Below are 21,010 nucleotides of genomic sequence, written 5' to 3' on the forward strand. Positions count from 1 at the left end.
ATGAGCCAGGCCAGCGCGCTCCGGGCGCCCACCGCACAACCACTGCCGCCAACGGCCAGGGAGCAGGCCTTGCGCCCGGAGGTCAATGAAGCCCATGTGCGCTTCATCGGCCTGGGCAAGACCTACCCGGGCCAGGCGCAACCGGCCTTGCAAGGCATCGACCTGAACATCCGCCATGGCGAGATCTTCGGCATCATAGGCCGCAGCGGCGCCGGCAAGTCATCGCTGCTGCGCACCATCAACCGCCTGGAGCAACCCAGCCAGGGTCGGGTGCTGATCGACCAAGTGGACATCGCGCCCTTCGACGAGGACCACCTGGTAGCCCTGCGTCGGCGCATCGGCATGATCTTCCAGCACTTCAACCTGATGTCGGCCAAGACCGTGTGGCAGAACGTCGAACTGCCCCTGAAGGTGGCCGGCGTGGCCAAGGCCGAACGCCAGCGCAAGGTGCGCGAACTGCTGGAGCTGGTCGGTCTGCAGGAAAAGCACCACGTGTACCCGGCGCAGCTGTCCGGCGGGCAGAAGCAGCGCGTGGGCATTGCCCGGGCGCTGGTGCATGACCCCGAGATCCTGCTGTGCGACGAGGCCACCTCGGCGCTGGACCCTGAAACCACCGCGTCCATTCTCGAACTGCTGCGTGACATCAACCAGCGCCTGGGCCTGACCATCGTGCTGATCACCCACGAGATGGCGGTAATCCGCGATATCTGCCACCGGGTGGTGGTGCTGGAACGTGGAGAAGTAGTCGAGCAGGGTGAGGTCTGGCGGGTGTTTGGCTCACCGCACCACGAAGTCACCCGTACCCTGCTGGCACCGTTGCAGGCCAGGTTGCCAGCCGCGCTGCAAGCCAGCCTGCGGGCCAGCCCGGCAAGCCGCGACAGTGCTGTGGTGCTGAGGCTGACCCTGTTCGGCGAGCCCGAACTGTCTGCCCTGTTCAACGACCTTGGCGGCCGTGTGCGCCTGCTGCAGGGCGGGGTGGAAACCATCGGCGAGCATGCCCTGGGGCAGCTGATCCTGTCGGTGCAGCACTCGCCGCACGACACTCATCAATTGCTGGAGCGCGCCCGCCGCTGGGCCGCGGACGTGGAGGTACTGGGCCATGTGGCTTGATCGCTTGCTGGAAGGCTTGCTCGATACCCTGCTGATGGTCGGCGTGTCGTCGCTGATCGCTCTGCTGGTGGGAATACCGATGGCGGTGCTGCTGGTTACCAGCGACAAGGGCGGAATCTTCGAGGCGCCGCTGCTGAACCGCGTACTGGGAGCCTTCGTCAACCTGTTCCGCTCGATCCCGTTCCTGATCCTGATGGTCGCGCTGATCCCCTTCACCCGCCTGGTAGTGGGTACCACCTATGGCGTTTGGGCGGCGGTGGTGCCGCTGACCATTGCCGTCACGCCGTTCTTCGCGCGGATTGCCGAGGTCAGCCTGCGCGAAGTCGACCACGGCCTGGTGGAGGCAGCACAGGCCATGGGCTGCCGACGCTGGCACATTGTCTGGCATGTGCTGCTGCCAGAGGCGCTGCCGGGGATTGTCGGGGGCTTCACCATTACCCTGGTGACCCTGATCAACTCCTCGGCCATGGCCGGAGCGATCGGTGCGGGGGGCCTGGGGGACATCGCCTACCGCTATGGCTACCAGCGCTTCGACAGCCAGATCATGCTGACCGTGATTGCCATGCTGGTGGCGTTGGTGGCGTTGATCCAGCTGGGTGGAGACCGGTTGGCGAAAGGCTTGAACAAGCGCTGAATTCTTCGCGGGCACGCCCGCTCCCACAGGTACTGCACAGGGCTTGAATACAACGATATCCCTGTGGGAGCAGGCATGCCCGCGAAGGGGCCTTCAACCCCAGCGCAAATCCCCGGCAGGCACCGGCCGCCCGAACCAGTACCCTTGCCCCAGCTGACACAGCTCATGCAGCAGGAAGCTGGCCTGTTCTGCCTGCTCGATGCCCTCGGCGTGCACCTGCATGCCCATGCTGCGGGCCAGGGCGATGATCACCCGGACAATCGCGATGTCGTCTTCATCCAGCGGTAACCCGGCAACGAAACCCTGATCGATCTTCAGCTTCTGCACCGGCAAGCGCTTCAGCCGCAGCAGCGATGAATAACCGGTGCCGAAGTCGTCGATAGCCAGAGTCACCCCCAGCTCGCGCAGGCGATGCAACTGCTCCAGGGCCACCTCCGGGTCCTCCATCACCGCGCTCTCGGTCACCTCCAGCTCCAGCAAGGCCGGGGCCAGGCCGGTGTCGCGCAGTACCTCGGCCACCTGTTGGTACAGCTCGTGCTGGCCAAACAGGCGGCTGGAGATGTTCACCGCCACGAACGCCAGCTGCCGCCCTTCACCCTGCCACCGTACCATCTGCCGACACGCCTGGCGCAGTACCCAGGCGTCGATCTCGGCAATCAACCCAGTGCGCTCGGCAATCGGGATGAACTCGCCCGGTGGCACCAGCCCGCGCTGGGGGTGTTGCCAACGCACCAACGCCTCGACGCCGACCTGGCGGCCGGTCGTCAGGTCGTGCACCGGCTGGTAGAACACCCGCAGCTCGTCCTGCTCCAGGGCCCGGCGCAGCTCGCCGGCGGTTTCGACCCGGTGCTGGGCGTGGGCGGTCAGCTCTTCGGTGTACAGCGCATAGCAGGCCCGCCCGTTGCTCTTGGCCTTGTACAACGCCGAGTCGGCATTGCGCAGCAACTGCTCGGCACTCAAGGCATCGCTGGGGAACAGGCTGATGCCCACGCTGACACTGATGAACAGGCGGTGACCGTCGAACAGGAACGGCTGGCGCATGCGCTCGATGATGCCCTGCGCCAGCTTGCCCGCCTGGCCGACCTCATGGCAGTTTTCCGCCAGCACGCCAAATTCGTCGCCCCCAAGGCGCGCCAGGGTCACTCCGCTGCCCAGCACCTCACCCAGGCGCTCACCCACCAGTTTCAGCAACTGATCGCCAATAGTGTGGCCGAGGCCATCGTTGATGCTCTGAAAGTGGTCCAGGTCCAGCAACAGCAGGGCACAACCACGCTTGTTGGCCTGGGCTGCAGCCAGGGCCTGCTCGGCCCGGTCGTTGAACAGAAGGCGGTTGGGCAGGCCGGTCAGAGGGTCGTGGTGGGCCAGGTAGGCCAGCTCCTGTTCAGAATGCTTTATTGCACTGATGTCGCTGAACACAGCCACGTAGTGGCTGAGCTCGCCCTCATCGTCGCGGATGGCGCAAATGGTCTGCCATTGCGGGTAGATTTCGCCGCTCTTGCGCCGGTTCCAGATTTCCCCACTCCACTCGCCCTTTTCCGCCAGGGTGGCGAAGATCTGCTGGTAGAACGCCGAGCCATGGCGGCCCGACTTGAACTTGTTCGGGCGCTGGCCGATGACCTCGTCCTTCTGGTAGCCGGTGATGCGCATGAAGGCACGGTTGACGTGCACGATCAGGCCATCGCGATCGGTCACCAACACGCCTTCGAGGGTGCTGTCGAACACCGCTGCGGCCATGCGCAGGCGTTCACGGTCTTCGCCACGCATACGCGCGCCAACGCCGATGAAGTCGAGCAGCCGCACCCGCGAAACATAGATAAGCAAAGCGCTGAGCAGCACCCAGACCACCAAGTTGATCTGTCGGCCCACGGTCCGTGCCAGAGGATCGTCGGTCATGCCGTGCAACAACACCTCGGCCAGCGTCAGCCAGAGGACCGAGAGCACCACATACAGCGCAGCCATGCGCAAGGCGTCGCGAACGGAAACAGACATGTCGGGTGCAATTGCCCATAGAAAAGGATGGGGCATTATAAAGGCTGAAACATGCCGTGACCTCCTATCTGAACGGTTGACTGGTTTTATTTCCCAGCCAAGGGATAATCGGCCCTTCCCCCTGCATTTCGAGGGTATCTGCACCTATGTGGTACAACGGCCTGCTCGACTTGTCGGCCTGGCAACTGGTCGGCATCACTTTGCTGATGACCCACGTGACCATTGTCAGCGTCACGGTCTACCTGCACCGCTACTCCGCGCACCGGGCCCTGGAGCTCAATGGCGCGCTCAAGCACTTCTTCCGTTTCTGGCTGTGGCTGACCACGGCGCAGAACACCCGCGAATGGACTGCCGTCCACCGCAAGCATCACGCCAAGTGCGAAACCCCCGACGACCCGCACAGCCCTGTGCACAAGGGCCTGAGTACGGTGCTGCGCAAAGGGGCCGAGCTCTATCGTGAAGAGGCACGCAACCCCGAGACCCTGCGCATTTACGGCAAGAACTGCCCGGACGACTGGATCGAGCGCAACCTCTACTCGCGCTACAAGCTGGGCGGCATCGCGCTGATGGCGGTGATCGACCTGCTGCTGTTCGGCACCATCGGCATCACCATCTGGGCAGTGCAGATGATGTGGATTCCGTTCTGGGCCGCCGGCGTGGTCAACGGCCTGGGGCATGCCCTCGGCTACCGCAACTTCGAGTGCCGCGACGCCGCCACCAACCTGGTGCCGTGGGGCATCGTGATCGGTGGCGAAGAGCTGCACAACAACCATCACACCTACCCCAACTCGGCCAAGCTGTCGGTCAAGCGCTGGGAGTTCGACATGGGCTGGGCGTGGATCCGCCTGTTCTGCCTGCTGCGCCTGGCCAAGGTGCAGCGTGTGGCGCCCATCGCCCACCGGGTGGCCGGCAAGGCCAGCCTGGACATGGACACCGCCATGGCCATCCTCAACAACCGTTTCCAGATCATGGCCCAGTACCGCAAGCTGGTGATCGGCCCGCTGGTCAAGCAGGAACTGGCCCGCGTCGATGCCTCGCTGCGCCACCACTTCCGCCGCGCCAAGCGCCTGTTGTCGCGCGAGACCAGCCTGCTGGAAGACCGCCATCATGTGCGCATCGAGTCGATGCTCGCCCACAGCCAGGCGCTGAAGACCATCTACGAAAAACGCCTGGCCCTGCAGCAGATCTGGGCGCGTACCAGCGCCAACGGCCACGATATGCTGGCCGCCATGAAAGACTGGGTACACGAGGCGGAAACCAGCGGCATCCACGCCCTGCGAGACTTCGCGGCACAGCTCAAGACCTACTCCCTGCGCCCGACCGGCGCCTGACCGCCGTTGATCGGCACGCCCGGTTTACGGGGCGTGCCGCCTGGAACTTCGCCCTCTCGTTCACACTCATATCTGGCACATCGCCCGCGTGGCGGGCCAGATGCTGGCCGCACGCTTTCACGCCGAGATCTGCTCCGTGCACATGGCCAAGAACATTCCAACGACACTGCCCGGCACCCCGCCTCCCGAAGCCGCCCAGACCCTGCTTGCGCTGCTCCACGCCCAAGGCGAGGTTGCCCGCCTGAGCGAGCGCGAGCAACTGTTCAGCTCGCTGCTCGACAGCGTCAACGCGGTGCTATGGGCCTTCGACTGGGAAACCCGTCAGGTGCTGTATGTCAGCCCCGCCTACGAGCGCATCTTCGGTCGCCCGGCCAGCCTGGTGCTGGCCGACTACAACGAGTGGCGCGACAGCATCTACCCCGACGACCTGGAGTTCGCCGAGCGCAGCCTGGCCCAGGTCCTGCTCAAGGGTTCGGTGGAAGACCGCGAATACCGAATCCTCAATGCCGAAGGTCAACTGCGCTGGCTGAGCGACAAGTGCTACATCAACCAGCAACGCGATGGCGACCGGGTGATCATCGTCGGCATCGCCGAAGACATCACCGAGAAAAAGCAGCTCGAAGGTGAACTTCAGCGCCTGGCCACCACCGACGTGCTGACCCAGAGCAGCAACCGTCGGCACTTTTTCGAATGCGCCCAGCAAGCCTTCGACAACGCCCGCGAAGACGGAACACCACTGGCCTTCCTGCTGCTGGACATCGACGACTTCAAGCGCATCAACGACAGCTACGGCCACCAGGAAGGCGACCAGGTGTTGCAGCAGATCGCTGATAGCGGCAAGGCTGTGCTACGCCGAGGTGACCTGTTCGGGCGCATTGGTGGCGAGGAGTTTGCGGCAGTGTTCCCGGGCTGCAGTGCCCAGGTCGCGGAGCAGATTGCCGAGCGCTTGCAGCGGCAGATCCAGCGGCTGAGCTTCAGCCATGGGGAGCAGACCTACGGCGTGACGGTTAGCCAGGGGGTGACCGGGCTGACGGACGATGACGCGGCGCTGGACAGCCTGTATGCCCGGGCCGATGCGGCGATGTACCAGGCCAAGCGGCAGGGCAAGAACCAGATCGTCCGCGGTTGAGCCGTGGGGGTGCTATGCACCCCAATCGGCGGCAAGCCCGCTCCCACAGGTACGGCGCAATCCTCCAGCCTTGTGCAGTACCTGTGGGAGCTGGCTTGCCGGCGATGGGCCGCAAAGCGGACCCAAAATCTCAGTTGGAAACCTCGGCCTCAGCCGACGGCGGCTCTTCCTGCGGCTTCACCTCCAGGTTCTCCACCTTACGCAACCGCCTCAGTTCCGGCAGGCCAAGCTTGAGCAGTCGAGCGGTCTTGCTGCTGGCCACCTTTTCCAGCCCCTGCTCGGCCGGCAGCCGCGCCAACTGCCCGGCCAGGTTCATGGCCAGGATCTCGCGCGAATACACCCCGCCGCCCAGCTGGTAGATCGCCGCGATCAACTCGCGCAACCCCAGCGGCAACCGCCAGCGTGTACGTAGCGCCGAGCCGAATGCGGCCCCGAACTCATTGAGCGACAGCTGCACCTGGTCCTCATCCAGCTCGCCCCCGGCCAGCCGCCATTCCTGCAGGCAGCGCAGCACCGCCAGGTCGCCCAGGCAATGCAGCAACCCCGCGCAATAACAACGCCCTTCGTCCAGCTCGAGCATGCGTGCCAAGGTGCGGCCATATTCGGCAGCGTGCAGCGACAACTCCCAGTAACGGGCCGCATGCTGCGCCAGCAGCGGGTCGCTGAGGCGCGCACTGCGCTTGAGGGTCATGCCCAGGATCAGGTTCATGCTCTGGGTGCTGCCAAGCTTGTTCAAGGCCTGCAGCAACGTCTGCACCGGTGCTTCGCGGTGCAGCGCTGCGCTGTTGGCCGCAGCGATCAGCACGGCGGTGATCTGCGGGTCGCCCTGCACTTCCTCTTCGAGCACTTTCAGGTTCAGGCCCTGAGGGTTGAGCGCGCGCTTGATCGCCACTTGCACATCGGCCAGCAGCGGCCCGCCATCGGCGGTAGCGCGACGCTGTTCGAGGTAGGCCGGCAGGCTGGCACCAGCCTGCAAGGCGGGCACAGGGCAGGCGATCTCTTCGCCAACCGCCAGCAGCAGCTCTTCCAGGCGCTTGCGAAGGGTGTCCAGGTTCAGCGGCTTGCTCAGGTAGGCCGTGGGGTGCAGGGGCAATGCCTCGCGCACACTGGCACTGTCGCTGCGGTTGCTCATGAGGATGAATGGCAACCCCGGACCTTTGGCGCGCACCTTGCGCAACAGGTCGAGGCCATCGACGCCAGCCAGTTCGCGCGCGGCAATGATCAGGTCGGGTTTGCTGGACAGCGCACTCAACGCCTGCGAGCCGTCGGCGCAGACCTGAAGGCGGGCATCACAGCGCACGCTCAGGAGCATTTCGCTGAGCATGTCGCGTACCCAGGGGTCGCCCTCGACAATCAGTACGCTTGGTGGGGTGGGGTCTGCATCGTTCATCGCCAACTCCTGAATAGCCCTGACACACAGTCCGTCGCAGCTTCCTGAGCAAATCCTCCGACAACGATAGCGCCCCATGGCTTTCCTGGGCACAAAAAAAAACCCGCCGAAGCGGGTTTTTTCTGAAGCACGTCACATCAGGCGATTTCAGCGAAGCACTCTTCGATGATAGCCAGGCCTTTGTCCAGCAGAGCGTCTTCGGCGGTCAGCGGAACCAGGATACGCAGGACGTTGCCGTAGGTACCGCAGGACAGCAGGATCAGGCCCTTCTCGCGAGCCTTGGCGACAACCTGGCCAACGGCAGCAGCGTTCGGGGTGTGAGTGCCCTTCTCGAAGACTTCGACAGCGATCATCGAGCCCAGACCACGGACGTCGCCGATGATCGGGTACTTCTTCTGGATTTCGCGCAGGCCAGTGGTCAGGCGCTCACCCACAGCTTTGCTGCGGTCCAGCAGTTTCTCTTCTTCGAACACTTCGATCACGGCCAGGGCCGCGGCGCAAGCGATCGGCGAACCGGCGTAGGTACCGCCGAGGCCGCCCGGAGCGATGGCGTCCATGTACTCGGCCTTGCCGCACACACCGGCCAGCGGGAAGCCGCCAGCGATGGATTTGGCGAAGGTGGTCAGGTCAGGCGCAACGCCCATCTGTTCCATCGCGAAGAAGGTGCCAGTACGGCCAGCGCCGGTCTGCACTTCGTCGGCGATCAGCAGGATGCCGTGCTGGTCGCACAGGGCGCGCAGGCGCTTCATCAGCTCTTTCGGCGCTGGCAGGAAGCCGCCTTCGCCTTGTACCGGCTCGAGGATGATCGCGGCGATGTCGCGTGGCTCGGCGTCGTTCTTGAAGATGCGCTCGACCGAGGCGATGGCGTCGTCAACGCTGATGCCGTGCAGTTCGCTCGGGAACAGGGCGCGGAAGATGCCACCTGGCATCAGGCCCATGCCAGCGGAGTACGGCACGACCTTGCCGGTCAGGCCCAGGGTCATCATGGTACGGCCGTGGTAGCCGCCGGTGAAGGCGATGACGCCAGCGCGGCCAGTGGCGGCACGGGCGATCTTGACGGCGTTTTCAACGGCTTCGGAGCCGGTGGTGACCAGCAGGGTCTTCTTGTCGAAGTCACCTGGAACCAGCTTGTTGATCTTTTCGCACAGCTCTACATAGGGTTCGTAGGCCAGCACCTGGAAGCAGGTGTGGCTGACCTTGGTCAGCTGCTCTTGCACGGCCGCAACCACTTTAGGGTGCAGGTGGCCGGTGTTCAGTACTGCGATGCCGCCGGCGAAGTCGATCAGTTCGCGGCCTTCAACGTCGATCACGGTCGAGTTCTTCGCGGTATCGACGAAGATCGGGTGGATCTGGCCAACGCCACGTGGGACGGCGGCGACACGACGTTGCATCAAGGATTCGTTGGTCTTGCTCATAATGCCCTCATTGCGCCGGTCTGGAGTGGCGCTTTTATTCGGGGGTGGCTGGGAGTGCTCGCGAACAGTATTCGTTGATCGACTGCCGTGAACGCCCTGGCCACCAGGTACTGCGATGTAAAAAAGGCCAGCGAGACGTCGCTCTCGCGCCCCGCTGGCAGAGGTAAAGCCGTTACCTTGCGATCAGACGCTGATGCACAGGTATTTGATTTCGAGGTAGTCCTCGATACCGTACTTGGAACCTTCGCGGCCCAGGCCCGAAGCCTTGATGCCACCGAACGGTGCCACTTCGTTGGAGATCAGGCCGGTGTTGATACCTACCATGCCGTATTCCAGGGCTTCGGCAACACGGAACACACGGCTCATGTCGCGGGCGTAGAAGTACGAGGCCAGGCCGAACTCGGTGTCGTTGGACATGGCGATCACTTCGGCCTCGTCCTTGAAGCGGAACAGCGGCGCCAGCGGGCCGAAGGTCTCTTCCTTGGCGACGGCAGCGGTCTTCGGTACGTCGACCAGAATGGTCGGCTCGAAGAAGTTGCCTTCGATGATCTTGCCACCGGACAGCACCTTGGCGCCTTTTCCAACGGCGTCTTCGATGTGTTCCTGGACCTTGGCGACAGCCTTGCCGTCGATCAGCGGGCCAGTGGTGGTGCCTTCTTCCAGGCCGTTACCGATCTTCAGCTTGGCAACAGCGGCGGCCAGCTTCTGGGCGAACGCGTCGTAGACACCGTCCTGCACGTAGATACGGTTGGCGCAGACGCAGGTCTGGCCGTTGTTGCGGTACTTGGAGATGATCGCGCCCTCGACCGCCTTGTCCAGGTCGGCGTCGTCGAACACGATGAACGGGGCGTTGCCACCCAACTCCAGGGAAACCTTCTTGATGTCCTTGGCGCATTCTTCCATCAGCTGGCGACCGATTTCGGTCGAGCCGGTGAAGGACAGCTTGCGGACCAGCGAGTTGCCGGTCAGTTCGCCGCCAACTTCGCCAGCGCTACCGGTAACCACGCTCAGCACGCCAGCCGGGATGCCGGCACGGTGGGCCAGTTCGACCAGGGCCAGGGCGGAATATGGGGTCTGCGAGGCAGGCTTGAGCACCATGGTGCAACCAGCGGCCAGGGCCGGGCCGGCTTTACGGGTGATCATGGCAGCCGGGAAGTTCCACGGGGTGATGGCCGCAGTAACGCCGATTGGCTGCTTGATGACGATCAGACGCTTGTCTGGCTGGTGACCCGGGATGGTGTCGCCGTAGACGCGCTTTGCCTCTTCGGCGAACCACTCGATGAACGAAGCAGCGTAGGCGATCTCGCCCTTGGCTTCGGCCAGCGGCTTGCCTTGCTCGGTGGTCATCAGGCGAGCCAGGTCGTCCTGGTTCTCGATCATCAGTTCGAACCAGCGACGCAGCTTGGCCGAACGCTCTTTGGCGGTCAGGGCACGCCAGGCCGGCAGGGCCTTGTCGGCGGCTTCGATGGCGCGGCGGGTTTCCGCAGTGCCCATCTTCGGCACGGTACCGATGACTTCACCAGTGGCCGGGTTGGTGACCTTGATGGTCTGGCCGTTGTCCGCATCCAGCCACTCACCATTGATGTAGGCTTGCTGGCGGAACAACTGAGCGTCTTTGAGCTGCATGTCGGCTTCCCGAATTGTTGATTGTTGAAAAGCGCCCAAGGCAGGGCATCGAGCGTTTGAAATCTCAAACGAATGCTAAGCGGCTGCTGGGGTGTTGGACAATAGGCTGTTCGAAAAAAAGAACGAATGGTTGAACACCCTGGCGGAAATTTCATTATTTGCATAATGGCAACCGGCCTCTTCGCGGGTAAACCCGCTCCCACAGGATGTCCACAGAATCCAGAATCTGTGTAGTACCCGCGAAGAGGCCAGTACAGGTTAGACGAACGAGCTGAAGGAAATGAGATGGGAGGACCGACGGCCCTCCCGGAAGGGACGGATCAGAAGGCCTTGGCCAGGTCGATCACCAAGGCGCGGTAACCCACACTGCCCGGCTGTCGGCTGTGCACCTTCAGCTCCACCAGCACCTCCTGGGTCCCGCGCCGCACCTCGTTGAGCACAGTGGTGGTCAGTTTCTCCGGGGTCAGGAAGTTCACCGACGCCGAGTAGATGAACTGGGTGTCGGTCTCCGGACGGTAGGCCACCACCGAAGTCACCGGGCTGTACCACTCGTCGCCGCGCTCCTTGCCATATTCCCACACCTGCTCGACCGTGCCCTTGGCCTCGTCGATGCGGTACTCCACCGCCCGGCTGTAGTTGCCGGTCAGCCTGGTCGGGGCAAAGTCGCGGCCCCAGCCGTTATCGAACACGGTCAGCGTGCCTTTGCCGGTCAGCCAGGCGGTGTGCTGGGTCCACGACCAGTCGAAGTCTTCGCTCGCCACCGGCGTCAGCACTTTCGCCCGCAGACGCTCAGGCCAGCCTTGAGGCGAGGCGAGAATCCACTTGACCTGTTTGTCGCGACCGATCTTCACCACGCCCTGGTGCCGTGCTGAAACGATGATGCTGTCGTCATCGGCGTCGTAGTCGATGGCATTGACGTGGGCCCAGTTACGCCCGGTGCCCACCCCGGGGGTGTCACCAAAGGGCAGGTCACCCTCGGCCAGTTCGTTGGCCAGCCGCTCGTCCTGTTTCTGTACCCCGGCCGGCAACTGGATGGCTGCCTTTCCCAGGGTTTCGAGCAGGTCGCCACGGTACGGGTCGAGGATCTGGTTGAGGTCCCAGAAGTCCAGCACATCACCGGCCTCGTTGACCTCGATGATGTGGTCCCGGATCGAGCGCACGCGCTTGCCGTCGGGCCGGCGATAGTCACTGGTGCCCACACGTAGCAAGTAGGTGCCATTGGCGGTCTCGCGGATTTCATGGGAAAAGTCGGCGAACTTGTCGGGCAGGCTGCGCTGCCAGATACGCCGGCCCAGCAGGTCGTACTTGGAGTAGGTCTGGCCCTGGCCCCAGATCAGCTTGCCATCGCGGGTTTGTTGGAAGCCCATGGTGCCGCCCAGGCCATCGCGGCGGTTGGAGTCGTGGATCTGCTCGATGTCCAGGTACCAGCGCACGTCGCCATTGCTGTCGGCGATCCAGTTGTTGCCCACCTGGTCCCATTCCGCCGCACCGCCCAGGGCATTCCACTTGAAGGCGCGCCCGCCCGGGATGTCCCCCTGCAGGTGGTTGAACAGGTACAGGCGCTTTTCAAAACCTGGCGCTACCTTGACCGGCTGCACTTCAGGCAAGGCGGCGGTCTGCCTGGCCACCACCGGCAGGCGCACGGCCGGGGCGTAGATCTGGTACTGCTCGCGGATGCGCTCGCCGTCGAGCTTGTAGGTCACCTCCACATGGTTGACGTGGTCCGGGTACAGGCCGAATACCGGGATGCCGCCATAGGTCCACAACGAACGGTCGGACACCTCGTAGGCAATGTCCACACCGCGCTCGCCTCGCCCCAGCACGCGCACGTGCGCGGCACTCAGGCTGCGCCCTCCATCGCGAATGATCGCGGTCAGCGGCGCCAGGCGATACGGGTTGACCACCACGTCGCCGAGCAGCGCCTCGTCACGTTCGGGAACCTTGGCGGTCAGGCAGGCGCCTTCAGGCAATACAGGGGTTTCGGTCTTGGCATTCATGGCATAGCTCCTTGTGCTCAGAAGTCGTAACGGGCGGTGGCACCGAAAGTGCGCGGGGTGCCGAGCACGCCGGCATAGCCACCGTTGGCGGAGTTCCACAGGCTGGTGAAGTAGGTCTTGTCACCGGCGTTCTTCACCCACAGCGACAGGTCGACCACGCCGTCGCCCTGGTCAAGGCGCACACCGGCGGAAAGATTGACCAGCGCATAGCTGGGGATCTGGCCGAAATCGGAGTCGTCGATGGTGCCCACCGCCTTCGAGCGGAAGGCGTAACTGGCGGTGATATAGGGTTCGATGTGCTCGCTGGCCTGCCACTTGTACTGGGTGTTCAGGTTGGCGATGTACTTGGAGGCGCCGACCACCTGGTGGCCGGACAAGTCGCAAGTGGCGGTGGCGTTGGCCAGGCTCACCTCAGGCGGGCATGGGGCATCCTTGTACTCGGTGTAACGCACGTCGTTCCACGAGCCGTTGAAGTTGACCGTGAGGCCGCGCAGCGGCAGCGCCGTGGCTTCGAATTCCAGGCCACGCGAGCGCACCCTGCCGGCGTTGGCCAGGTACTGCACGCGGTTGATCTGGTCGTAGACGTTGGCCTGGTAGCCATGCACTTCGGCCCAGAACAGGTTGGTATTGAGTTGCAGGCGGTCATCGAACAGCGAGCTTTTCAAGCCGACTTCGGCGTTGTTGACCCGCTCGGTGCCGACCAGCAGCGAGTCGGTACCCAGCCGTGGCGCAGCGCCAACGGTAAGGTTGATGCCGCCCGACTTCTCGCCGTGGGTCAGGGTGGCGTAGCCCAGCAACTGCTCGTTGAAGCGATAGCTCAGGCCCAGCAGGCCGGAGGGGCTGAAACTGTACTGGTTGAGATCGCCTGAGTCGTACGCCCCTACCCGGGCCTGACGCGCTGCTGCGGCTGCCCCGGTTACTGCCGCACCTCCGGTTGGTGCATCGCGGGTCACCCAGGCGCTCTTTTCTTCATAGGTGCCGCGAATACCGGCGGTGAAATCCAGGCGGTCGGTGATGTGCCAGGTGCCCTGGGCGAACAGGGCGTAGCTGTCGGTATCGATATGGCCGTTGCCGATGGTGTCGACGTTGGCCAGGGCGCCGGCCGGGGTGAGGTTCCAGATATCCGCCTGCGGCCCGTAGTAGGTGAAGGATTTGTTGTCCAGGTCCTGCTTGAAGTAGTAGGCGCCCAGCACGTAGTCGAAGGCACCACCGGTGGGCGAAGCCAGGCGGATTTCCTGCGAGTACTGCTTGTCGCGCACCGATACCCCGGCGCTGTAGAACACCGGCACGTTGAGGCCGTCGTCGTTGCGCGGGGTGAAGTCCCACCAGCGGTAGGCGGTAATCGAGGTCAGGGTGAAGTCGTTGGGCAGGGTCCAGTTGGCCTCCACCGAGGTACCGCCCTGGAACACCGTCACCTGCTGGTCGGCGTCGAAGTTGACCTTGCGGTGCTTGCCCGACACCAACGTTGCGCCGGCCTGGGCGGCCAGGCTTTCGTAGCGGTTGACGCCATTGATGGTCGGGCCGGTGCTGTACAGGCTGAGGATGCCGTTGTCGGAGTCTTCTTCGTTGTATTCGCCGATCCAGCGCAGGTTGAAGGTTTCGCTCGGTTTGAACAGCAGTTGGGTACGAAAGCCTTGGCGCTTGCCGCCGTTCAGGTCGTCACCGTTGTGGATGTTCTTCACATAGCCGTCGTCTTCGGTGCGATAGGCGCTGATGCGACCGGCCAGTGTGTCGCTGATCGGCCCCGAGAAGCTGCCTTGGGTTTGCAGGTAGCCGTCTTCACCGATCGACTGCTGGATGCTGCCCTCGCGGTGGAAGGTGGGCTTGCGCGTGGTGATGTTGAGCACGCCGGCGGTAGTGTTCTTGCCGAACAGCGTGGCTTGCGGACCGCGCAACACCTCCAACTGCTCCACGTCCAGCAGGTCGAACACCGCCATGCCGGGGCGGCCGAGGTAGACGTTGTCCAGGTAGATGCCGACGCTGCCTTCCAGCCCATCGCTGGCGGGGTTGTTGCCCAGACCACGAATCGAGATGCTCGACTGGCGGGCATGAACGTAGGCGACGTTGGTGCTGGGCACCAGTTGCTGCAGGTCCTGCACGCGGTAGATGCGTTGGCTTTCCAAGGTTTCGCTGTCGAGCACGCTGATCGGCGTGGGCACGCTTTGCGCGGTTTCTTCGCGGCGGCGGGCATTGACCGTGACGGTGCCGAGCTTGGCTTCCTGCTCCACCGCAGGGGTTGCGCTGACTGGCTCTTCGGCGAAGCTGGCAGAGGACGCCGCCAGCAGCACGCCGGCAGCCAAGGGTTGCAAGGTGAAACGCGACGCGCGCGCAGGCCAACGGGAAACTCCGGACATGCAAATGCTCCTTGAGGCATGGGCCCTGGCGAGCATTTCCGTTGGCGGAACCGAATCGCGGTCAGTCGGGCTTATATTCTTTTAGGCGATATAAATATTTATAATTCATATTTTGTGGAATAAGTGACTCCCTTTATAAGGGGGCTAACCCTTGTCAGCAATTGCATTCGACCGAAAGTTTCAATGTAAAAAATGCATATCGATCTCCGTCAGCTGCGCCACTACATTGCCCTTGTCGAGCACCGCAGCTTCGTTGCTGCGGCGGCTGCGGTGAACCTGTCGCAATCAGCGTTCAGCCGCAGCATCCAGACCCTCGAGCACAACATTGGCTGCCGCCTGGTGGACCGCGCCAGCAAGGAGCTGGCGCCGACTCGCCAGGGCTTGCTGGTGCTGGAACACTCGCGTCGGCTGGTGCATGGCGCGCACAACCTGGTCAACGAGATTCACCAGTTCAATGGCGCCACCACCGGCGTGGTGCGCTTCGGTTCCGGGCCGGCGCCGGCCGGGGGGCTGGTACCGCGGGCGGTGGCACGCTTCGTCGCCGAATACCCCGCGGCGCGTACCTGCTTCCAGGTGGATAACTGGCAGGCGCTGAACCGCAAGCTGGTTGCCGAGGAGATCGAGTTCTTCGTCGCAGACACCCGTCAGTTCGAGTCCGACCCGGACTACCAGGTGCACAAGCTGGCGCCGCAGCGCTGGCATTTCTGCTGCCGCGTCGGGCACCCGTTGACCGAGCGCGAGAGCGTGCGGGCACATGACCTGTTCGACTACCCCCTGGCCACTACCTTCCGCCCGCCGAACATCCGCAAGATCCTCAGCGACCTCAGCGGGCGGCAGGATTTTCTGCCGACGGTGGAGTGCGAGCATGGCTATGCACTGCTGAATGTGGTGATGCATTCGGACACCATCGGCATCGCCTGCAATGCCAACTTGCGGCCGTATCAGCGCGACGGGGGATTGGTGGCATTGCAGCTGGCCGACCTGACGGTGGAGCAGGAAGAAGCGTTCTATACCCGTTATGGGGTGGTGAGCCGGGTGGGGTATGGGCTTTCGCCGTTGGCTCAGGGGTTGGTCAGGCAGTTGATTGCCTGCGATACCGAGGTGTAGCTGGCGGGGCTTTGCCCCCGTTTCGCGACACAAGGCCGCTCCTACAAGGGTATGCGATCGCCTGTAGGAGCGGCCTTGTGTCGCGAAAGGGCCGCAAAGCGGCCCCAGCGATATCAGCCTTTACGCGTGGTGCGGCTCAACTGGCCATCCACCCCGACCGGCACTTCACCCGCCAGGGTCACCCGCCGCACCACCCGCGGCTGGGTCCCGTAATCATCCACCGCATAATGCTGCGTCGCGCGGTTATCCCAGATCGCCACGTCCCCCGCCTGCCAGCGCCAGCGAACGGTGTTCTCCAGACGCGTCACATGCCCTTGCAGCACCGCGAACAGGTGTTGTGAATCAGCCAGCGAATAACCTTTGATGCGCTTCACGAAATGCCCCAGCTGCAGTACCCGCTCGCCGCTGATCGGGTGCACGCGCACCACCGGGTGCTCGGTCTCGTATACCGTTGAGGTGAACACTTTGCGATAGCGCTCCAGCTTGGCCGGGTCCACATCGGGCTTCACGCTGGCGTAGTCGTATTCGTTGCTGTGCACCGCCCAAAGTTTGTCCGCCAGCTCGCGCAGCGGCTCAGGCAGATCCTGGTAGGCCGCGGCGGTATTGGCCCACACGGTGTCGCCACCGGATGCCGGTGCCACTACGCTGCGCAGGATCGAGGCCTTGGGGTAGGCGTCGACGAAGGTCACGTCGGTGTGCCAGGAGTTGGCCCGCTGGCCTTCGGCGCCATCGAGCTGCAACAGGTAGCTGGTGCCATCCACCACCGGCACGGTGGGGTGGGCGACCGGCTCGCCGAGCAACTTGGCGAAGGCTTCCTGGCTTTGGTCATCCAGGTGGGTCTGGCCACGGAAGAAGATCACCTTGTGCTTCACCAGCGCGGCCTGGATGGCATCAAGGGTGGCGGCATCAAGGTCGGCGGACAATTGCACCCCGCGAATTTCGGCGCCAATACGGCCGGCAACCGGGTGGATGTCGAGTTCGAGGGTTTGTGGCGCGGAGGCCAGGGCAGCGTTGCTCATGGTCGTGTCCTTGCGGTCATTGTCGGGTCTTTGGGATTCAGCGGGCGGCCTGCACGGCCTGACTCTGTTGCGGGGCGGCATCGAGGAAGCGGGGTTCTATCCAGTCGGCCACCTGGAAGCCACGGCGGATCAGGCGCTCCTTGGCGGCCAGGTCCACGCCCTGTTGCAGCTGAGCGACGAATTCGGCGTCCAGCCGTGGATCGAAGTAATGGGCCAGGTCTTCCGTGGCCAGGTCGTCGCTGAGGATGCTGCGCGGCCAGTTGGCATTGCTGGCCACCAGCTCGACGTAGGTCTCGCGGTTGTGTTCGTCACGCAGCCAGGCGCTGGCCTGTTGCTGGGTATTGACCAGGCGCTGCACCAGTTCGGGATATTTGCGGATGAAATCGCCAGTGCCCAGCAGCACTGCCTGGGTGCTGCCGGCACCTGCCAGGTCACGCGAGTTGACGGGTAGCTCGACCAGCCCGCGCTCGCGCAGCGACAGCAGGTTGGACAGGCCCCAGGTGGCGTCGATCTGCTTGGCGGCCAGCGCGGCATTGGCGGCGTTGAAGTCCAGGTTGATCACCTTCAACTCGCGCTCGCTCAGCCCTTGGCTGGCCAGGGCGCTGGCGAACGACAGCTGGTTGGCGGTGCCACGGAACACCGCCACGCGCTTGCCCTTGAGGTCGTGCAGGGTCTTGATGCCGGAGCCGGGCACCACGCCCAGGTAGCTCTTCACCCCACGTACGCCCGCCGACAGCACGCGGGTGTCCAGGCCGTTGGCCTTGCCGACGATGGCGGCCAGGTCGCCGAGGTAGGCGAAATCGGCCTGGCCGTTGGCCAACGCTTCGTTCACCACCGGCCCGGCGCCCTTGAAGAAATGCCAGTCGATGCGAATGCCGTCCTTGGCGAACTCCTTCTCCAGCAGTTGCTGGTCACGCAGCACGTCGACCACTCCACCGGCGCTGGGCTTGCTGCCCGCGCTGAGGTCGGGCACGGCGATGCGGATGCTTGCTGGCTTGGCCGGTTCAACTGCGTGGGCGCTGAGGGTGAAGGCCAGCCCGAGGGCGGTGATCAGGTGGCGCAGCGGGGTTTTCATGGCAAGGCTCCTTGGCAGGCTGCCACCGGCGATGGCCGGCGCTTTGGCCAGAAGCTAGGCAGGTCTGGTTAGAACCTACAAAGATCAAAACTTCATTCTTCAGTAACTGGAAGGCATAAATCAGGCGGCATGCGGTTCTGCGGCCGGCTTGCGGAAAATGCATGGAAAATATGAGGAAAACGCAACGGCGAGGGGCTTCCGTATGCATGAAGCGCATGTTCTTATCTCTTGAAAGCCATTTTTAAGAATTTTTAATTCCATAAATGAATAATCTAACAACGCTTCGAGAGATGGCCGATGAATGGAATTCTGAGCAGAAGTCGTGGATGGCTCCGAGGGTCGCTACGCGACCCTTTCGCGACGCAAGGCCGCTCCCAAAAGAATCGCGCCCGCTTGTTGCCCTGGGTCTTGCCTGTGCTGGTTGCGCTGCTGTGGGTAGTGGCCAGCCGGGAGCACTGGATGAGCGAGCAGATTCTGCCGGCGCCAGCATTGGTATGGCAGAGCGCGGTGGAGTTTGGTTCCGGCGAGCTGTGGGGGCACCTGTGGATAAGCTTGCAGCGGTTGTTCTGGGGGCTGGCGGTCGGCATCGGCAGCGGGTTGCTGCTGGGGGTCTGGCTGGGTGCTTCGCGGCGGGCGCAGACGTTGGTGCTGCCGACCTTCGTCGCGCTGGCACAGATTCCTACCCTGGCTTGGATCCCGTTGTTCATGCTGTTCTTCGGGATCGGCGAGTTGCTCAAGCTGGTGGTGCTGGTGAAAGCCGTGGTGGTCCCCGTTACCTTGCACACGCTGGTCGGTGTACGGGATGCCCAGCCCAAGCTGCGAGAGGCCGCTGCGGTGCTGCGCCTGCCTCGCCATCTACTGTTCCTGCGCCTGCTGCTGCCGGCTGCCCTGCCCGCCTTCCTCACCGGCGTACGCCTGGCCCTGGCCACCGGCTGGACCTCGCTGCTGGCAGTCGAACTGCTGGCCTCCAGCGAAGGGATTGGCTACTTGATGGTGTGGGGACGGCAGCTGTTCATGCTCGACCTGGTGTTGCTGTGCATCCTGGTGATCGGCCTGGTCGGCGCACTGCTGGAGCACGGCTTCTCGGCTCTGGAAAAGCGCCTGCTGTACTGGCCGCAAGCGGCCACAGGGGAGCAGCACCGTGGCCCCGTGCCGCGGGGTTGGCAAAGCCTGCTGCTGCCACTGGCACTGCTGGCCCTGTGGCAGGCCAGCAGCAGCTTTGGCTGGGTCGACAGCAACATCCTGACCTCGCCACTAGAAGTGTTGCGCACTCTGCTGACCGGCCTGGCCGACGGTTCGCTGCCGCAAGCCTTGCTGCTGAGCCTGCAGCGCGCCCTGGCCGGCTTGCTGCTGGGCGGTAGCGCTGGCCTGCTGGTCGGTTTGCTGTTGGGGCTTTCGGCCAATGCCGAACGTATCTTCGGGCCCAGCCTGTCGGCATTGCGTCAGGTGGCGCTGTTTGCCTGGGTGCCGCTGCTCACAGCCTGGTTCGGCCTGGGTGAAGGGGCCAAGCAGGTATTCGTCGGCATGGCTGCGTTCTTCCCGTTGCTGATCGCCACCCAGCGCGGTATCGCCAGCCTCTCGCCCCAGCTGGGTGAAGCCGCGCGCACCCTGCGCCTGAACCTGTGGCAACGCCTGCGTCTGCTGGTGCTGCCCGGCGCAGCCCCGGCCATTTTTGCCGGCCTGCGCCTGTCGCTGATCTACGCCTGGCTGGGCACCATCGGTGCCGAATACTTCATGCCCTCGGACGGTGGCATCGCCAGCCTGATGATCGGCGCCCAGCAATTGTTCCGCATGGACCAGGTAATGGCCGCCATGCTGCTGATCGGCCTGGTCGGCGCCCTGCTCGGCACCCTTGGACAACGCCTCGAATCGCGCGCCACGCGCTGGAGAACCGCATGAACGCCTTCAATACCTCGCACCTGCACGCGGCCAACCAGCCCGACGTCACTCCGCCCCTGGTCAGCTTCGAGGGGGTCGGCAAAGTGTTCAGCGTCGATGGCCAGCCGCTGGAAGCCATCCGCAACTTCAACCTGTCGATCAACCAGGGTGAATTCATCGCCATCGTTGGTGCTTCCGGCTGTGGCAAATCCACCCTGCTGCGCCTGCTGGTAGGGCTGGATACCGACTACAGCGGCAACATCCGTGTGGACGGCCACACTGTCAGCGGCATTGATAGCGAACGCGGCATCGTGTTTCAGGAACACCGGCTGTTCCCCTGGCTGAGCGTGGAACAGAACATTGCCCTGGGCCTGGTCAACGAACCGCTCACCCAGGGTGAGCGCGCGCGGCGGGTACACGAATTCGTGCAACTGGTGGGGCTGGTCGGCTTCGAGTCGGCCTACCCACACCAGCTGTCCGGCGGCATGGCCCAGCGCGTGGCGATCGCCCGAGGTCTGGTAGCCAGCCCGCGGATCCTGCTGCTCGACGAGCCGTTCGGCGCGCTGGATGCACTGACCCGCCAGCAACTGCAGGACGAGCTGCTGGCCATTCGCGAACGTGCCGGCATCACCACGCTGCTGGTCACCCATGACGCTGAAGAGGCCACCTACCTGGCCGACCGGGTGGTGGTTCTGGAGCCGCGCCCGGGGCGGATCAAGTCGGTGGTGGAGATCGACCTGCCCCACCCACGCTTGCGTACGGGCGTTGCACTTCACCAGCTGCGGGAGAAGGTGCTGCACCAGATTACCGGGGATGGCGGCTACCTGGCGCCGCCGGTGCGAAGGGTCGAAGGGCTCAGGCCGGAGCTGATTGCGCTCTGAGCCTGTGACAGCGGGCATGCCCGTACTCATAGAACTGCACATAACTCATTGAATTAGCCGCTCCCACAGGGTACG

At 63.9% G+C, this 21,010-nt stretch carries 15 protein-coding genes; 7 read left to right on the forward strand and 8 right to left on the reverse strand.

Features of this window, described 5'->3' with window-relative positions:
- Together IRZ77_RS11960 and IRZ77_RS11965 are read left to right on the forward strand one after the other, a co-directional pair.
- Positions 1-1,110: a methionine ABC transporter ATP-binding protein gene (locus IRZ77_RS11960; RefSeq protein WP_135002131.1), complete on the forward strand. Its 1,110-nt coding sequence runs from the start codon at positions 1-3 to the stop codon at positions 1,108-1,110.
- A complete protein-coding gene (locus tag IRZ77_RS11965) occupies positions 1,100-1,744 on the forward strand; it encodes a methionine ABC transporter permease (protein ID WP_196173549.1) in 645 nt (214 codons plus the stop codon). Before IRZ77_RS11960 ends, IRZ77_RS11965 begins: the two co-directional genes overlap by 11 nt.
- A 93-nt stretch (positions 1,745-1,837) precedes the next feature.
- Here the strand turns inward: IRZ77_RS11965 and dibA are convergent, their stop codons facing one another.
- Positions 1,838-3,733: a phosphodiesterase DibA gene (gene dibA, locus IRZ77_RS11970; RefSeq protein WP_085599935.1), complete on the reverse strand. Its 1,896-nt coding sequence runs from the start codon at positions 3,731-3,733 to the stop codon at positions 1,838-1,840.
- A gap of 146 nt (positions 3,734-3,879) precedes the next feature.
- On the opposite strand from dibA, the gene desA reads away from it, so the two are divergent.
- Both desA and IRZ77_RS11980 read left to right on the forward strand, forming a co-directional pair.
- A complete protein-coding gene (gene desA, locus IRZ77_RS11975) occupies positions 3,880-5,064 on the forward strand; it encodes a delta-9 fatty acid desaturase DesA (protein WP_046614549.1) in 1,185 nt (394 codons plus the stop codon).
- 100 nt (positions 5,065-5,164) lie between these two features.
- A complete protein-coding gene (locus tag IRZ77_RS11980; RefSeq protein ID WP_196173551.1) occupies positions 5,165-6,193 on the forward strand; it encodes a GGDEF domain-containing protein in 1,029 nt (342 codons plus the stop codon).
- 130 nt (positions 6,194-6,323) lie between these two features.
- On the opposite strand, the gene IRZ77_RS11985 is transcribed toward IRZ77_RS11980, so the two are convergent.
- The 5 genes from IRZ77_RS11985 to IRZ77_RS12005 all read right to left on the reverse strand — a co-directional run bounded on the left by IRZ77_RS11985 (position 6,324) and on the right by IRZ77_RS12005 (position 15,011).
- Complete coding sequence (locus IRZ77_RS11985) at positions 6,324-7,583, reverse strand: response regulator (protein WP_196173553.1); 1,260 nt, start codon at positions 7,581-7,583, stop codon at positions 6,324-6,326.
- A gap of 137 nt (positions 7,584-7,720) precedes the next feature.
- Positions 7,721-8,998 (reverse strand): 4-aminobutyrate--2-oxoglutarate transaminase, encoded by a 1,278-nt coding sequence (gene gabT / locus IRZ77_RS11990; RefSeq protein WP_023662096.1) that lies wholly within the window; start codon positions 8,996-8,998, stop codon positions 7,721-7,723.
- Between the two features lie 183 nt (positions 8,999-9,181).
- Positions 9,182-10,624 (reverse strand): NADP-dependent succinate-semialdehyde dehydrogenase, encoded by a 1,443-nt coding sequence (gabD, locus tag IRZ77_RS11995; protein WP_015268576.1) that lies wholly within the window; start codon positions 10,622-10,624, stop codon positions 9,182-9,184.
- A 320-nt stretch (positions 10,625-10,944) separates the two neighbouring features.
- On the reverse strand, positions 10,945-12,621 hold the full coding sequence (locus IRZ77_RS12000) for an aryl-sulfate sulfotransferase (protein ID WP_046614552.1): 1,677 nt from the start codon (positions 12,619-12,621) through the stop codon (positions 10,945-10,947).
- A 17-nt stretch (positions 12,622-12,638) separates the two neighbouring features.
- On the reverse strand, positions 12,639-15,011 hold the full coding sequence (locus IRZ77_RS12005; RefSeq protein ID WP_408003938.1) for a TonB-dependent receptor: 2,373 nt from the start codon (positions 15,009-15,011) through the stop codon (positions 12,639-12,641).
- A gap of 156 nt (positions 15,012-15,167) precedes the next feature.
- Here IRZ77_RS12005 and IRZ77_RS12010 point away from each other — a divergent pair, with 156 nt between their 5' ends.
- Positions 15,168-16,082, forward strand: a complete 915-nt coding sequence (locus IRZ77_RS12010; RefSeq protein ID WP_196173557.1) for a LysR family transcriptional regulator — start codon at positions 15,168-15,170, stop codon at positions 16,080-16,082.
- Between the two features lie 113 nt (positions 16,083-16,195).
- Here the strand turns inward: IRZ77_RS12010 and IRZ77_RS12015 are convergent, their stop codons facing one another.
- Both IRZ77_RS12015 and IRZ77_RS12020 read right to left on the reverse strand, forming a co-directional pair.
- A complete protein-coding gene (locus tag IRZ77_RS12015; protein WP_085599925.1) occupies positions 16,196-17,101 on the reverse strand; it encodes a TauD/TfdA dioxygenase family protein in 906 nt (301 codons plus the stop codon).
- Between the two features lie 37 nt (positions 17,102-17,138).
- Positions 17,139-18,176 (reverse strand): ABC transporter substrate-binding protein, encoded by a 1,038-nt coding sequence (locus tag IRZ77_RS12020; protein ID WP_196173559.1) that lies wholly within the window; start codon positions 18,174-18,176, stop codon positions 17,139-17,141.
- Between the two features lie 297 nt (positions 18,177-18,473).
- Here IRZ77_RS12020 and IRZ77_RS12025 point away from each other — a divergent pair, with 297 nt between their 5' ends.
- A complete protein-coding gene (locus IRZ77_RS12025) occupies positions 18,474-20,075 on the forward strand; it encodes an ABC transporter permease (RefSeq protein ID WP_256573696.1) in 1,602 nt (533 codons plus the stop codon).
- Positions 20,072-20,935: an ABC transporter ATP-binding protein gene (locus IRZ77_RS12030; RefSeq protein ID WP_196173561.1), complete on the forward strand. Its 864-nt coding sequence runs from the start codon at positions 20,072-20,074 to the stop codon at positions 20,933-20,935. Before IRZ77_RS12025 ends, IRZ77_RS12030 begins: the two co-directional genes overlap by 4 nt.
- Positions 20,936-21,010 lie beyond the last annotated feature (75 nt).

Origin of the sequence: Pseudomonas pudica (assembly GCF_015680405.1) — a bacterium.
Taxonomy (GTDB): domain Bacteria; phylum Pseudomonadota; class Gammaproteobacteria; order Pseudomonadales; family Pseudomonadaceae; genus Aquipseudomonas; species Aquipseudomonas pudica.